12 protein-coding genes are annotated in these 14,564 nt (G+C 71.9%); 10 read left to right on the plus strand and 2 right to left on the minus strand.

Features of this window, described 5'->3' with window-relative positions; all coding sequences use genetic code 11:
- The 4 genes from FNH08_RS26385 to FNH08_RS26400 all read left to right on the plus strand — a co-directional run.
- The coding region (locus FNH08_RS26385) for an alcohol dehydrogenase catalytic domain-containing protein (protein WP_152774031.1) at positions 1-1,057 on the plus strand (1,057 nt) is incomplete at its 5' end.
- A 43-nt stretch (positions 1,058-1,100) separates the two neighbouring features.
- A complete protein-coding gene (locus FNH08_RS26390; RefSeq protein ID WP_152774032.1) occupies positions 1,101-1,424 on the plus strand; it encodes a 2Fe-2S iron-sulfur cluster-binding protein in 324 nt (107 codons plus the stop codon).
- On the plus strand, positions 1,421-2,692 hold the full coding sequence (locus tag FNH08_RS26395) for an NAD(P)/FAD-dependent oxidoreductase (protein ID WP_152774033.1): 1,272 nt from the start codon (positions 1,421-1,423) through the stop codon (positions 2,690-2,692). The genes FNH08_RS26390 and FNH08_RS26395 overlap by 4 nt, the downstream gene beginning before the upstream one ends.
- A complete protein-coding gene (locus tag FNH08_RS26400; protein WP_152774034.1) occupies positions 2,689-3,558 on the plus strand; it encodes a 3-hydroxybutyryl-CoA dehydrogenase in 870 nt (289 codons plus the stop codon). The genes FNH08_RS26395 and FNH08_RS26400 overlap by 4 nt, the downstream gene beginning before the upstream one ends.
- Before the next feature lie 38 nt (positions 3,559-3,596).
- On the opposite strand, the gene FNH08_RS26405 is transcribed toward FNH08_RS26400, so the two are convergent.
- On the minus strand, positions 3,597-4,439 hold the full coding sequence (locus FNH08_RS26405; RefSeq protein ID WP_152774035.1) for a (2Fe-2S)-binding protein: 843 nt from the start codon (positions 4,437-4,439) through the stop codon (positions 3,597-3,599).
- Between the two features lie 357 nt (positions 4,440-4,796).
- Between FNH08_RS26405 and FNH08_RS26410 the strand changes: the two genes are divergently transcribed.
- The 6 genes from FNH08_RS26410 to FNH08_RS26435 all read left to right on the plus strand — a co-directional run bounded on the left by FNH08_RS26410 (position 4,797) and on the right by FNH08_RS26435 (position 13,180).
- Positions 4,797-5,978 carry an ATP-grasp domain-containing protein gene (locus FNH08_RS26410; RefSeq protein ID WP_152774036.1) on the plus strand — a complete coding sequence of 394 codons (1,182 nt, stop codon included), beginning with the start codon at positions 4,797-4,799 and terminating at the stop codon, positions 5,976-5,978.
- The gene (locus FNH08_RS26415) at positions 5,975-7,735 is read left to right on the plus strand and encodes an IucA/IucC family protein (RefSeq protein WP_322725423.1); all 1,761 of its coding nucleotides are present in this window, start codon (positions 5,975-5,977) and stop codon (positions 7,733-7,735) included. Before FNH08_RS26410 ends, FNH08_RS26415 begins: the two co-directional genes overlap by 4 nt.
- Positions 7,732-8,919 carry an MFS transporter gene (locus FNH08_RS26420; RefSeq protein ID WP_152774037.1) on the plus strand — a complete coding sequence of 396 codons (1,188 nt, stop codon included), beginning with the start codon at positions 7,732-7,734 and terminating at the stop codon, positions 8,917-8,919. Before FNH08_RS26415 ends, FNH08_RS26420 begins: the two co-directional genes overlap by 4 nt.
- A complete protein-coding gene (locus FNH08_RS26425) occupies positions 8,919-10,625 on the plus strand; it encodes an IucA/IucC family protein (protein WP_152774038.1) in 1,707 nt (568 codons plus the stop codon). The genes FNH08_RS26420 and FNH08_RS26425 overlap by 1 nt, the downstream gene beginning before the upstream one ends.
- Complete coding sequence (locus FNH08_RS26430; RefSeq protein ID WP_152774039.1) at positions 10,622-11,824, plus strand: type III PLP-dependent enzyme; 1,203 nt, start codon at positions 10,622-10,624, stop codon at positions 11,822-11,824. Before FNH08_RS26425 ends, FNH08_RS26430 begins: the two co-directional genes overlap by 4 nt.
- Positions 11,825-11,980: 156 nt before the next feature.
- On the plus strand, positions 11,981-13,180 hold the full coding sequence (locus FNH08_RS26435; protein ID WP_152774041.1) for a 4-hydroxybenzoate 3-monooxygenase: 1,200 nt from the start codon (positions 11,981-11,983) through the stop codon (positions 13,178-13,180).
- Here FNH08_RS26435 and FNH08_RS26440 read toward each other — a convergent pair.
- Positions 13,174-14,564, minus strand: a 1,391-nt coding sequence (locus FNH08_RS26440) for a glycoside hydrolase family 43 protein (protein WP_322725425.1), incomplete at its 5' end; no start/stop codon positions are given. The genes FNH08_RS26435 and FNH08_RS26440 overlap by 7 nt on opposite strands.

The raw sequence follows: 14,564 nt of genomic DNA on the forward strand, positions 1-14,564 counted from the left end.
CGTCCCCGTCCCGACGCCCCGCCCCGGAGACGTCCGCGTCGCCGTCCACGCCGTGAACATCGTGCCCAACCTCGCCAACATCCTGACGATGTGGACGACCTGGTTCCCGCAGAGCCCTCTCCCGACCCTCCCGGCCATCTTCGGACTGGACCCGGCCGGAGTGATCGACGCCGTCGGCGAGGGCGTCGAGGGCTTCGAGGTGGGGGACCGGGTGTACGTCAACCCGGGCCGCAGCTGCGGGTCCTGCCGGTCCTGTCGGAACGGCGACTCGATCAACTGCGCCAGCTACGCCTTCGCAGGCTACTTCGGTTTCTCCGGGACCGCCATCGGCCTGCTCGACCGCTACCAGGGCGGCCTCGCGGAGTACATGGTGGCGCCCGCCTACTCTCTGGTGAAACTGCCCGACGAGCTCTCCTTCAACGCCGCGGCCCGCTTCGGCTACATCGGCACGATGTACTCGGCGCTGCGCAAGGCGGAGGCGGGCCCCGGCAAGCGGATCCTGATCAACGGCATCAGCGGCACCCTGGGCATCGCCGCCGCCCTGCTCGCGCCCGCAATGGGGCTCACGCACGTCTACGGCACCGGCCGTGACCGGAACCTGCTGGAGCAGGTCGACAAGCTGGCCCCCGGCCGCTTCCGTCTGCACTCCCTCGACGACGGCCCACTCGACGAGTGGGTCCGTCAGGAGACGGGCGGCCACGGCGCCGACATCTACGTCGACGCACTCGGCCCGGGCGCCCCGCACGAGACGTTCCTCGCGGGCATGCGCGCCATGGCGCGCGGGGCCGTCGCGGTCAACATCGGCGCCATCGCCGGGGACGTCCCGATCGACGTCCACCACATGATGGACCAGCAGATGAGGCTGATCGGCTCGGCCTGGTTCACCTCCGGCGAAGGCCAGGCCATGGCCGACATGGTGGCGGCCGGACTCCTCGACCTCAGCCCCCTCGAGCACGTGGTGTACCCGCTGGAGCAGGTCAACGAGGCCATCAGCGGCACCGCACAGCGCAACGGCGGCTTCAGCAACTTCATCGTCAGCCCCGTGGCGACCGGGTGACGGTCCTCGGCACTCCCCACCGCTCTGAGAGGAACACCCCGCTATGCCCAAGGTGACCTACGTGCAACAGGACGGCACCGAGACCGTGCTCGACCTGCCGCCCGGCACCACCGTCATGCGCGGCGCGGTCGCCGCGGGCGTCCGGGGCATCGTCGCCGAGTGCGGCGGCAACCTGATGTGCGCCACCTGCCACGTCTACACGGGAGAGGGCGTCGACGGCGTCTTCCCGGGCGCGACGGACGACGAGGACGAACTCCTCGACTGCACGGCCGAACCGCGGCGCGACAACAGCCGCCTGAGCTGCCGGTTGACCCTCACCGACCGGATGGAGCACCTGGTGATACACGTGCCGGGAGCACAGACATGACCCCGGGAGCGGAGGGACACGGCGGTGTCGTGGTGGTCGGTGCCGGCCAGGCGGGAGTGCAGGTCGCCGACTCACTGCGGGAGGCAGGCCACGACGGTCCGCTCACGCTCGTCGGCGACGAACCCGAACTGCCCTACCAGCGGCCGCCGTTGTCCAAGGAGTACCTCGCCGGGAAGACGTCCGCGGGCGAACTGTGCCTGCGCGCCGAGCGGTTCTACGAGGACCGGGGCGTCCGGTTGTTCGTCGGCCGCCGTGCCGTGGGCATCGACCGGCGCCTGCGCACCCTGACGCTCGACGACGACACCGTCCTCCCGTACGGGCACCTGGTCCTGGCCACCGGCGCCCGGCCCCGTTCGCTGCCGGTTCCGGGCAGCGGACTGGAGGGTGTGGTGAACCTCCGGACCCTCGCCGACGCCCAGGAGCTGCGGCGGCGGCTGGACGCGGTGCGGGACGTGGTCGTGATCGGGGCCGGATTCATCGGTCTGGAGTTCGCCGCAGCCTGCCGGGCCGCCGGCCTCAGTCCCGTCGTACTCGACATCGCGGACCAGGTGATGGGCCGCGCCGTGTCCGCGCCCACCGCCGCCCACTTCGCCGAGCAGCACCGTCTGCGGGGCACCCGGCTCCTGATGGGCTCCGCCCCCGCCGAACTGGTCGGACGGGACGGGCGGGTGACGGGTGTGCGCACGGCGGACGGGGTCACGATCCCGGCCGACCTGGTGGTCACCGGCATCGGTGTCCTCCCCAACACCGAACTGGCCACCATGGCGGGGCTGGCGACGGACAACGGCGTCGTCGTGGACGAGTACCTCGCGACCGAGGACCCGCACATCTCCGCGATCGGCGACTGCGCCGCCTTCCCCGACCCGCGCGGCGAGGGCAGGATCCGGCTGGAGTCCGTCCAGAACGCCGCCGACCAGGCCCGCTGCCTGGCCGCCCGGCTCACCGGAGCACCGCGCCCGTACGACGCGCTCGCCTGGTTCTGGAGCTACCAGGGCGACCTCCGGCTCCAGATCGCCGGACTGTCGGCGGGGCACGACCACACCGTCGTACGCGGGGAGGAGCAGGCCAAGGGGTTCTCGGTGTACTGCTTCCGTGCGTCGTCCCTGGTGGCGGTCGAGTCCGTCAACCGGCCCGCGGACCACCTGACGGCCCGTCGGCTGCTGGCCGACGGCGTCCCGGTCACCCCCGAGGACGTCGCCGATCCCGGGTTCAGCCCGCGCACTCATCTGGCGCGGACGACCGACCCCGAGCGGAGGGCCCTCGCATGACCACCATCTCCCGCGTCGGCGTCCTCGGCTGCGGCCTCATGGGCTCCGGCATCGCCGAGACCGTGGCGCGAAGCGGGCTCGACGTCCTGGTGACCGAGGTCACCTGGACCGCCGTGGAGAACGGGCGCCGCCGTATCGAGGGCTCCCTCAGGCGGGCCGTACAACGCGGCAGACTCACCGACGACGAACGAGCCCTCGCCCTGTCCCGGCTGACCTACACCACGGACCTCGGTGATCTCGCCGACCGTGAACTCGTCATCGAGGCCACGGCGGAGGACCGCGACCTGAAACGCGCCCTCTTCCGCGACATCGACAAGGTCCTGTCCGGCACCGGCACCGACGCCGTCCTCGCCAGCAACACCTCGTCCATCCCGCTGACGGACCTCGCGACGGCCACCGGCCGACCGGACCGGGTCGTGGGACTGCACTTCTTCAACCCTGTCCCCGTCCAGGCCCTGGTGGAGGTCATCCCCGCCCTCACCACCAGCACCGACACCCTCGACCGCGCCCGCCGCTTCGCCGCCGACCAACTGGGGAAGACCGTCGTCCAGGCCCCCGACCAGGCCGGGTTCATCGTCAACGCGCTGCTGGTTCCCTATCTGCTGGCAGCCGTCCGGATGGTCCAGGCCGGGACGGCCACCGCCGCGGACATCGACCACGGCATGGAACTCGGCTGCGCGCACCCCATGGGCCCCCTGCGGCTGCTCGACCTGATCGGACTCGACACGGCCCAGGCGATCGCCGAGTCCCTGTACGAGGAGCACGCCGAACCGCTGTACGCGCCACCGCCGTTGCTGCGCCGCATGGTGGCCGCCGGGCAGCTCGGGCGGAAGTCGGGCCAGGGCTTCTACGCCTATCCCCTCTGAAGAGCGAGGGCCGCCGGGGCCACGGGGGGTCGGCCAGGTCAGCCGCCGAGCCGTCGCACCCGTTCCGTGTCGCAGGTGCGGGGGCAGGTGGAGCAGGCATCGCCGGGGCGGATCGTGTAGTAGAGGCAGCAGCCGGTGCGGGTGCGCGTCGGGTGTTCGTGGCCGTCCGCGGTGCGCAGATGGCGGAAGCCGGCGCCGTCGGGGAAGGGTGCCAGGGCGGACGGCAGTACGTCGGTGGCGGCCCGTACGGCGGTGGCCTCCTCGCCGAGCACCCGGCCGAGGTACCAGATGCCCGAGACCAGGTCGTCGGCGACCATGCCCCACAGGGCGCGTGAGCCACGCCGTGCGTACGGCGCCATCGCGTCCAGTACCGGACCCATGTGATCGGCGACCGCCCGCCTCAACTCGCCCCGCAGAGCCTCCTCCTGGGCCACGGACAGCGCACCGTACAGTGCGGCGGCGGGGTCGTCCGGCAGGCAGGCGAGGTGGGCACCCGGCGTGATCTCGAACGTCCCGGAGGCGAGGTCGATCCGCACGTCCTCGGGTGCGATGCGCGGAACCCTCCGGTCCAGGTACCAGACACCGCCCATCAGCAGCCCCACCGACCAGGCGTAGTCGTGGAGCGCCCGCGAAGCGGCGACATGGCGGGGTGCGGTGTGGCCGAAGCGGTCCTGGATACGGGCGGCCTCGGCGTCGACGAAGGCCTCGACCTGTTCCTGCCCCTCCATCAGACACGGTGTCCTCGGGCCCAGTTGGCGTGGGTCCGTGATCCGCACCGTCAGCACCTCGCAGAGCGAGGCCAGTCGCCGGTACGACGCGGCAAGGAGTCCGGGCACGTCCGTGTCGGCGTCTGCCGGCGCGAGGCCGAGGGCCACGGTCATCGGAACTCCAGAGAGTGAGGGTTCTGGTGCATTACAAGAAGGTAAGGCTTACCTTAGTCTGAAGATCGAGTGCTGGTGACCAAGGGGGCGCGTGACGGTGGGTGAGGTGGCGCACATCGGTGACCTGGGGAGTTGCGTGCCGGTGATCGGGAGAGGTGTGTGTGCCACCCTTCCGAGCCCTCCGGCACGTTCCCGTCTTCGTCGCCGGCCTCGGGGCCCTGACACTCTGCGCCGCGCTCAGCCCAAGTAACGCCCTGCCCGAGAAGTAACTCCCTCGGTCCGGGGGCGGGCTGTCCACGAGCGGCTCGCCCCCACACAACCCCCCACCCGCTCACGGAAGTTGTGCACCCAGTCCCCATGCGTCTGTACCTGCTCGCCCTCAACCCCACGGATTCCGTCACCGAGGGCTTCCTGCCCGCCGCCGCCCGGCTCGGCCTCGACGTCACGGTCCTCACCGATCAGCCCGACGCCCACCGCCGCACCTACCCCGACATCGAGGTCCTGCGGTGCGACGTTCGCGACTTCCGCGCCGTCGTCACGAGGATCTCCACGCACCACACCCCGGACGCCGTCTTCACCAACAGCGACCACCTCCAGACCCAGGCAGCCCTCGCCGCCCACTACTTCGGCCTCCCCGCCAAGGACTGGCGTGCCACCCTGCGCGCCAAGGACAAGGCCGAGATGCGCCGCCGGCTCTCCGCGGCGGGCGCCGACACCGTCTGGTCGGCCGAACTCACCGAACCCACCGACCCCGTCGCCCTGGACGCGCCGTACCCGTGCGTGCTCAAACCCCGCGAGGGCGTGGCCAGCGAGGACGTCGTCCTCGTCGACGGACCCGAGGAACTCGTCGCGCAGAGCAAGGAGATCCTCGCCCGCCGCCCCGGAGCCACCCTGGTCGTGGAGGAGTACCTGCCGGGCGAGCTCTACACGCTGGAGACCCTCGGCGACGGCCGCGTCCGCCACGTCCTGGGCGGCTTCCACACCGAGCTGTCCCCGCCGCCGTACTTCATCGAGGAGCGGATGACCTTCGTCCCCGCCCACCCCGAGCCGGTCGTGGACCAGGTCCTCGCCCAACTCGACGCGCTCGGCGTCGGATTCGGCGCCTGCCACACCGAGTTCGTGGTCCACGAGGGTCGGGCACGCCTCATCGAGGTCAACTACCGGGCCATCGGTGACCAGTGCGACCTGCTGCTCGCCCAGCTCCTGGACATCCCGCTCTTCGAGCACATCCTGCGCACACACCTCGGCGAGCCCCTGCCCACGGACCTGGGCGCGCGACGCGACGGAGCGGCCCGGCTGGAGTACCCGTGCGCCGACCGCGCCGGCATCCTCACCACCGCACCAGAAGCCGGCGAACACAGCGACGACGGCGTGCACTTGACGTACCGTCCGCTCCGTCCGATCGGCGAACGGCACGAGCTGTACCGCACCAACCGCGACTACCTGGGTGTCCTGAGGACGCTCGGCACCGACCAGCAAGCCGTGGACCGCGCGACGGCCGCCTTCCTCGCGGCCCAGGACTGGGTGATCCAGCCGTGACGACGACCACGACGACATCCGTGGACGTGGATCCCGTCGAGGCCGAACTGCTCACACGCGTGCTCAGCACCCTGCTCCGCGAGGATGTCGTCGGCCTGCGCACCCGCGGCACCCTCGTCCACTGCTCCGACGGCCCTTGGCTCCGGCTGCCCGCCGAAGGCGACGCCCTGCTGCTGCCGGTGGCCGAGGACGGGTTCCAGTGCGCGTACACCGCCCGACTGCCGCTGCTCGTACGGGAGTCGGACGGTACCGAGGCGAAGACGTACGAGACCCTCCTCGCCGAACTGCGCGCCCTCGCCGAGCCCGTCGACCGCGACGGCTTCGACGCCTTCACCGAGGAGTGCCGCCAGACGCTGGCCACGATGCGGTTGCACGCCGACACGGCCGAGGAGGTACGCGACAGGCTGGCCGAGCGCTACGGCCGCGACCCCGCCCACTGGACCGGCCTCACCGGCAGCCTCGCCCTCGACACGCTCGCCGCCCGCCTCGACCACCCGGTGTACCCGACGGCTCGCGGCCGCTCCGGGCTCAGTGAGAACCAACTCCGCGCGTACGCACCCGAGTTCCACCCCCGGTTCGCGCTCCGCTGGCTCGCCGTGCCGAAGGCCGCGCTCACCCTGGCCGGGAGCCTGCCGGAGTACTGGCCCACGCCTGCGACCCTCGGGCTCGCCGAGCGCGACCGCACCCATGTCGCCCTGCCTGTCCACCCGTTGAGCATCGGTGCCCCGCTGGACGAGGCGCTCCGCGACACGGGGCTGGCCGACCGCGCGGTACTCGCCGACCAGGGGTACCTCGACGTGGTCCCCACGCTGTCGACCCGTACGGTCGCCCTCGCCGCCGACCCGTCGCTGCACCTCAAACTCCCGCTGCCCACCGCCACGTTGGGCCTGCGCAACAAACGCTCCATCAAGCCCGGCACCCTGGTCGACGGCGCGGCGGGGCAGCGGCTGCTGGAAGCCGTCGTCGACCGCGAACCCCGCTTCCGGGAGACGGTCCTGCACGCCGACGAGACCGTGTACGCGCACGCCGGACACGAGATGCTGGCGGTGCTGTGCCGCCGCTACCCGGAGGGGCTCGACGACGCCGTCGTCGTCCCCATGGCCGCGCTGCTCGCGGAGGCACCCGGCGGGCGACTGGTGATCGACCACCTCGCCGACCGCTTCCACGACGGGGACGTGCCCGCCCTGCTGGACGCCGTCCTCACCCTCCTCTTCGACTGGCAGACCACGCTGTTCGGGTACGGCATCGCACTGGAGTCGCACCAGCAGAACGTCTCGCTCGTCCTGGGGCCGCACCCCGGCGATCTGCGGTTGCTGTTCAAGGACAACGACGGGCCGCGCGTCAACACCGCACGACTGGAGAAGGCGCTCAGCGGTCCATGGGGGTTCGACGACCCCCGGACCTTCTGCACCGACGACGGGCCGGTCGCCGACGTGTTCGCCACCATCACCCTCCACCTGTGCGCGGGCGCCTACGCGTTCGGGCTCGCCGGGCACGGCCGGGCCCCGCTGCCGCTGCTGCTGGGGCTGGTACGGCACCGGCTCGCGGAGGCTGTGGACCGGCTCGGCGGCGGGCCCGGAGCGGTTCTGCGCGCGCGGGTGCTGGACGCGCCCCGGCTGCCGGTGAAGGCGATGGTCACCGCCGGGACCCTGCTCAGCAAGGAGCGGTCGGGCGCGGCCGACGTCAACAAGCACTACACGACCGGCCCCAACTACCTGCTGCCGGAGGGGAACGCGGCGAAAGGGGCGGCGGTATGAGCGCCGAGACCCTGCGGATGTCCCGCACCGCGTTCGGCCGTCGCCAGGTGCACGCCGTGGCCGGGTGTTACTTCGTGGCGTCCTTCGCCGCGCTGGGGCTCCCGCCGTACCTGACCCAGATCCTGCCGGAACTGGGCGACCGGACGGCCCGGTGGGCCGGTGTGCTGTACGTGGTGCCCACGGTGTTCGGCGCGCTCGCGGCCCCGCTCTGGGGGCGTCTGGCCGACCGTTTCGGGCGGAAACGGCTGCTGCTGCGTGCCCAGTTGGGGCTCGCCGTGTCGTTCCTGCTCGCCGGGTGGGCCGACTCGATCGTCACGTTCACGGCGGCCCTCGTGCTGCAGGGCATCCTCGGCGGCACGTTCGCGGCCTCGAACGGCTACCTCGGCGCCGGGCTGGACGGCCCTCACCTGTCGAAGGCACTCACCCTGATGCAGGGCAGCGCGCGGGCCGCCCTGGTCATCGCCCCGATCGTGGTCGGTGCCCTGTCGCCCTGGCTGTCGCCGCACCGGCAGTACGCGCTGCTGGCCCTTCTCCCGCTCGTGGCGGCCGTGTTGCTGGCGGTGCTGCCCGAACCGGCCGAGGGCGAGCCGGAGACGCCGCCCGAGGAGCATGCGAAGTCGGCGTCGAAGGGATCCCTCCGGACGCTGTACGCCCTGGAGTTCGCCTTCGTGTTCTCCACCGTCATCTCCTTCCCGTACCTCATATCCCTCGTCGAGGAACGGCTGCCGGGCACGTCACCGAAGGTGTCCGGCGTGCTCTTCGCCCTGCCCCACCTCTGCTATCTGGTGTCGGCCCTGCCCGTGCACCGCGCGCTGAGGAACCGCCCCCGGGCCGGGATCGCGCTCGGCTTCGGCGGCATCGCGCTCGGCCTGGCCGGACACGGCACGGCCGACTCGCTCCCGGCCCTGATCGGCGTCCGGATGCTGCTCGGCGCCGGGCTCACCCTCGCCATGGTCGGCCTGTCGATCCTCGCCGCCGCCTGTGCCCAGGGCCGCGCACCCGGCGGGCTCTTCGGGGCGGTGGAGTTCTTCTCCAAGGCAGGCGCCGTCGCCGCCGGAGTCGCCGCCGCCACGGGCAGCGCCCGCTTCGGGCCCACCGCACCCGTCCTCATCGGTGGCGCCGCCGCGGGGCTCACCGCCCTCGCCGCCGTCACCCTCGCTCTGAACACGCGCTGGAGCCGCTGATGTCCCCCCTCACCGATGCCCTGGGTACCGCCCTTCTCCCCACCGCCGACGACGCCGTGGCCCACACCCTCCTCAACTGCCTGCTGCGCGAGGTGTCCGGCCCCGAACGGCAGACCGCCGTCGCCGACGGCCACCTGCTGCTGCGGCTGCCCCGCCGAGGCGTGCTGCTGCGGGCCGCCCTGCGCCGTACGTCGCTGCTCGGCGCCCACCGTTTCTCCGGCCCGGTGCACGAGGAGACCGCCACCGGCTGGCGGGAGGTCGACTGGCGCCGCCTCGCCACCTACACCCACGACGAGCTGTTCCTCCGCACGGGCGTGCGCAACGAGGAGTTCCTGGAGCAGATCGCCTCCAGCCACCACACCGTCTCCGCGGCCCTCGCCACACGCGGGACGGTGACCGGCGACGGGTTCCCCGACTACCTCGCCTCGGAGCAGTCCCTCTTCTTCGGGCACCGCTTCCACCCCACGCCCAAGGCCCGCACCGGCGACGTCGACGCGTGGCGGGAGTACGCGCCCGAGGCCGGGGCGTCCTTCCCGCTGCGGCACCTCGCCGTGCGCGACCACCTGATCGCCGAGGAGAGCGCCGCACCCGGCGCCACCGACATCCTCGACAGCAGGCGCGACGACGTCCCGGACGGCTACCGCCTGCTGCCCGCGCACCCCTGGCAGTACGAGATGCTGCGCACGCACCCGGCCCTGCGCGACGCCCTCGGCCGTGGGGACGTCCTCGACCTCGGCCCCGGCGGCAGGCCCTTCGCCGCCACCGCCTCCGTGCGCACCCTCTTCGACGGCGACGCCTTCCTGAAGTTCAGCCTCAACGTCCGTATCACCAACTGCCTGCGCAAGAACGCCAGTTACGAGCTCGCCGGCGCCGTCGCCCTCACCCGGGCCCTGGCCCCGGTGCTGGCCGACCTGGAGGACCGCTTCCCCGGCAGCGCCATGCTCCGCGAGCCCGCCTACCGCAGCCTCGCCCTGCCCGGCCCGGACGGTAACCCCGACCGCACCCTGCTGGAGGGCTTCGGCGTCATCGTGCGCGAGGGACTCTCCCGGCGGCTCCTGCCCGGCACGACCCCGCTGCTCGCGGCCGCCGTCGCCGACGAGTACCCGACCGGCCCCGCGCACCTGTCCCGCCTCCTCGACCAAGCGGGCCCGCAGGCCGCACTCGACTGGTGGGACGCCTACCTCCGGCTTCTCGTCCCGCCCGTGCTGGCCGCCTACTTCGACCACGGTCTGGTCCTCGAACCCCATCTGCAGAACGTGCTGATCTGCGTCGACGCCGACGGCATGCCCGCCCAGGTCCTCTTCCGCGACCTGGAGGGCACCAAGCTCGTCCCCGACCGCCACGCCGACACACTCGCCGCGCTGCCGCCCGAGGTCGCGGGACCGATGGCGTACGACGCGCAACGCGGCTGGGACCGGGTCGTGTACTGCCTGCTGGTCAACCACGTCGCCGAACTCCTCGCCGCCGTCGCCGACCTGCACCCGGAGATCGAGGCCGACCTGTGGGCGCGGGTCCGTTCCACCCTGCGGACGTACGCGGACCGCGACGGCTGCCCGCCCCGTCTCGCGGCCCTGCTCGCCGGAGTACCGCTGCCCGCCAAGGCCAACCTGCTCACGCGCTGGGAACGCAAGGCCGACCGTGAGGCCGGCTACGTCCGCCTGCCCTCTCCTCTCGCCGAGGACATCCTGTGCTGGAGCGCCCGATGACCGACCCCACGCCCACCGTCCGCGACCGCGTCCTGTCCCTGCCGAGCGCCGAACTCCCGGCGTACGTCCACGACCTGGCCGCCCTGCGCGAGCACGCTGCGACCGTACGGTCCGCGCTGCCGCCCCGTGTGGAGCTGTACTACGCGGCGAAGGCCAACCCCGAGCCGGAGATCCTGACCGCGCTCGCGCCCTACGTCGACGGCTACGAGGTGTCCTCCGGAGGCGAGCTCGCCCACGTGGCGAAAGCCGTGCCCGCGCACCCGCTGGCGTTCGGCGGCCCGGGCAAGACCCCGGACGAGATCACGGCCGCCCTGGAGCGGGGCGTCAGCCGTTTCCACGTGGAGAGCGAGCACGAGCTGCGCGTCCTGTCCGAGCTTGCGCGGCGCGTCGTACCGGGGGAGCGGGTGGCGGTCCTGCTCCGCTTCAACCTCGCCGTGGCCGACGGCACCCTGGAGGGCAGCTCCCTCGCCATGGGCGGGCGCCCCACGCCCTTCGGGCTCGACCCGTCCCAGGCGGCCCCGGTGCTTCGGGCCCTCACCGACGGCACCCATCCGCATCTCGAACTCCGGGGCGTCCACGCCCACTTGGCCAGCGGGCTCGACGCCCCCGACCTCCTGGCGGTGGCCCGCGCCATCGTGACCTGGGCGGCGGAACTCGGCGTCCCGCTCAGCGAGGTGAACGTGGGCGGTGGCATGACCGTGGACTACGCGCACCCCGAGCGTCGCTTCGACTGGGTGGCCTACGGCGAGGGACTGGCCCGGCTGGCCGACGAGTACCCGGACCTGTCGCTGCGCATCGAACCGGGCCGTGCCCTCACGGCGTACTGCGGCTGGTACGCCACCGAGGTGCTGGACGTGAAGCACAGCCACGGCGAGGAATTCGCCGTGGTCCGGGGCGGCACGCACCATCTGCGCACCCCCGCGACCAAGGGGCACGACCAGCCCTGCTCGGTCCTGGCGGTGGACGCCTGGCCCCACCCCTGGCCGCGCCCGTCGGCCGACGGCGACCGCGTCACGCTCACCGGACAGCTGTGCACCCCCAAAGACGTCCTCGCCCGGCAGGTCCACGCCCCGGGGCTGCGGGCCGGGGACCGGGTGGCGTTCTCCCTGGCGGGGGCGTACGCGTGGAACATCTCGCACCACGACTTCCTGATGCACCCGCGCCCCGGCTTCCACTTCCTGGGGGTGGATGGCCGTTGACAGGGGACGAGCGGGGGCGCAGACTCACCCCAGGTTGGTGAAGGTAGTTTCACTGGGCGAACGGATCGCTCGGGGAGTCACACTGAGAAGGCGCACCCGCCCGTGTCCGGAGGCCGCTCCGGGTACGGGCCCGTCCTCGACGACGAGGAGAAGTTCATGCACACGACCGTCGGGATCATCGGCGGCGGCCCGGCCGGGCTGCTGCTCGCCCGCCTGCTGCACAACGCGGGGATCGACAGCGTCGTCCTGGAGAGCCGCGACCGGGCGTACGTCGAGCAGCGGCAGCGGGCGGGGATCCTGGAGCAGGCCACCGTGGACGTGCTGCGGGCCGCGGGCGCGGGGGAGCGGCTGGACCGCGAGGGCATGCCCCACGACGGCATCGAGCTGCGCCACGGCCGCCGCGCCCACCGCGTCGACTTCCCCACGCTGACCGACGGACGCCGGGTGTGGGTCTACGCCCAGACCGAGGTGGTGAAGGACCTCATCGCCCTCCAGCTCGTCGACGGCGGACCGCTGCACTTCGAGGCGGAGGTGCACGCGGTGGAGGCGGCCGACACCGACAGGCCTGTCATCCGCTACACCCACGAGGGTCGCGAGCAGACCCTGACCTGCGACTACGTGGTCGGCTGCGACGGCTTCCACGGAGTGACCAAGAACGCCGTCCCCGAGGGCGTCCGGACGACGTACGAGCGGACCTACCCGTACTCCTGGCTGGGCATCCTCGCCGACGCGCCGCCCGTCTACGACGAGTTGATCTACGCCCACTCCGAGCGCGGCTTCGCCCTGGCGAGCATGCGCTCCGAGTCCGTCAGCCGGCTCTACCTTCAGGTGCCGAACGGCACGGACCCGGCCGACTGGTCCGACGAGCGGATCTGGGACGAGCTGGACGCCCGCTTCGCGCTCGACGCGAACCGCGAATGGCGGCTCAAGCGCGGCACCGTCACCTCCAAGGCGGTGCTGCCGATGCGCAGCCACGTCACCGAGCCGATGCGGTACGGCCGGGTCTTTCTGGCAGGCGACGCCGCACACATCGTGCCGCCCACCGGAGCCAAGGGCCTCAACCTGGCCGCCGCCGACGTGATCGTCCTGGCCCGCGCCTTCGCACACCTCAAGGACACCGGCTCGGCCGATCTGCTGGACGCCTACTCGGACACCTGTCTGCGCCGGGTGTGGCGCGCCGAGCACTTCTCGTACTTCATGACGACGACCCTCCACGCCGACCCGGAACAGTCCCCGTTCGAGACGAAGCTCCAGCTCTCCCAGCTCGACCGCATCGCGACGTCGGAGCACGCGGCGGCCGAACTGGCGGAGAACTACACGGGGTTGCCGCTCGACCCGGCGGACACCCGTCAGTAGCCGACGCGGAAGGTCGCGTCCTGTCGCTCGGTGGCCGTCGAGATCGGGTCGATGCGCAGGACGTAGTTCGAGTGCCGGATGTAGCGGGTCGGGTTGTTGTACGAGCGGAAGGACGCCCAGGAGGAGTCCGCCAGGCCGGCCGTGCGGTAGAAGGTCGCGTCCGCCGCGAACGTCGACGTGCCGTCGTTGACGTCGAGGCGCAGCTCGTAGTTGTAGTGCCGCAGGTAGCGGGTGGGGTAGTTGACCGACTGGAAGGACACGGCGGAGCTGTCGGCCAGGCCCGGCACGAGCTTCCACTCGGCGTCGGTGTACTGGTCGAACGGGTACGTGTCGATGCGGCCGACGAAGTTCGCGTGCCGGACGTAACGGGCCGGGTAGTTGTAGGACTTGAGCCGGTTCCAGGCCGGTGCGCCCCACTTGGCCAGCAGGTTGTTGTACTCGGTGGAGGTGATGGTCGCGATGCCGCAGTGCTTGGAGTTGACCGGCTGGGTGTAGGTCTTCTGGTCGAGGGCGGTCCAGGTGCCGGACGCGAGGTCGGACGTCTGCCACGCGTAGAAGACGCCGTTCGGGGTGTAGGTGTCGCCCCACAGGTACCAGGTGTTCGAGGTCAGCGACTTGAACACGGTGGGCGCCTCGGTGCCGCCGTGCGCGACACCGGTGCTGAACTCGGTGAAGCTCCCGGGGTTCAGGGAGGTGGAGCGTGCGCCGACCAGGGTCTGGTTCTTCTTGAAGTAGAGGTAGTTGACGCCACCCACGCCGACGGTCATGTTGCCGTCGATGACGTCGTAGCCCGGGTCGAAGAAGACCTGAGGGGCGGAGGCCGTGACGAAGTCGCTGGTGTAGTTCACCATGATCACGTTGTGGCCGCTGGAGTTCACCGACGAGTAGATGACCGCGTACTGGCCCCGCCCGGCGTCCCAGAACGCCTCGGGAGCCCAGCTGTGGGTCGTCATGTCGTGCAGCTTGAGACGGCGGTAGCCGGTGAAGGTGCGCAGGTCGGCGGAGTCCCAGACGTGGATGTACTGGCTGTTGTAGCTCCAGTCGGTGCCCTTGAGGTCGGTGGCGAGGACGACGAAGGTGCCGTCCTGCTTGCGCATGAGGAACGGGTCGCGCAGGCCGAGCGCGCCCGCGGTGGGGGTGGCGACCGGGTTGTTCTGGTTCAGCGGCGTCCAGTTCAGCGCGTCGGGGCTGACCGCGAGGTGCAGGCCGTAGTCGGTGCCCGCGCCGAGGCTGGTCGACTCGGTGAAGTAGCACATCACGTAGGCCGAGTCGGCGGCATGGGCGGTGCCCGCGCCGAGGGTCGTCACGCCGGTCATGGCCAGGGGAGTGGCGGCGGCCATGCCGAGGAAGAGGCGGCGGGACGGCTGGGGGCCCGGGTGGGGTC

The sequence above is a fragment of the Streptomyces spongiae genome (genome assembly GCF_009377185.1).
GTDB lineage: Bacteria > Actinomycetota > Actinomycetes > Streptomycetales > Streptomycetaceae > Streptomyces > Streptomyces spongiae.

What these genes read in the sequence shown, in the direction of transcription:
- FNH08_RS26410 (WP_152774036.1), top strand. Translation starts at nt 4,797, where the DNA reads ATGCGTCTGTACCTGCTCGCCCTCAACCCCACGGATTCCGTCACCGAG.
- FNH08_RS26430 (WP_152774039.1), top strand. Translation starts at nt 10,622, where the DNA reads ATGACCGACCCCACGCCCACCGTCCGCGACCGCGTCCTGTCCCTGCCG.
- FNH08_RS26390 (WP_152774032.1), top strand. Translation starts at nt 1,101, where the DNA reads ATGCCCAAGGTGACCTACGTGCAACAGGACGGCACCGAGACCGTGCTC.
- FNH08_RS26420 (WP_152774037.1), top strand. Translation starts at nt 7,732, where the DNA reads ATGAGCGCCGAGACCCTGCGGATGTCCCGCACCGCGTTCGGCCGTCGC.
- FNH08_RS26400 (WP_152774034.1), top strand. Translation starts at nt 2,689, where the DNA reads ATGACCACCATCTCCCGCGTCGGCGTCCTCGGCTGCGGCCTCATGGGC.
- FNH08_RS26435 (WP_152774041.1), top strand. Translation starts at nt 11,981, where the DNA reads ATGCACACGACCGTCGGGATCATCGGCGGCGGCCCGGCCGGGCTGCTG.
- FNH08_RS26405 (WP_152774035.1), bottom strand. Translation starts at nt 4,439, where the DNA reads ATGACCGTGGCCCTCGGCCTCGCGCCGGCAGACGCCGACACGGACGTG.
- FNH08_RS26425 (WP_152774038.1), top strand. Translation starts at nt 8,919, where the DNA reads ATGTCCCCCCTCACCGATGCCCTGGGTACCGCCCTTCTCCCCACCGCC.
- FNH08_RS26395 (WP_152774033.1), top strand. Translation starts at nt 1,421, where the DNA reads ATGACCCCGGGAGCGGAGGGACACGGCGGTGTCGTGGTGGTCGGTGCC.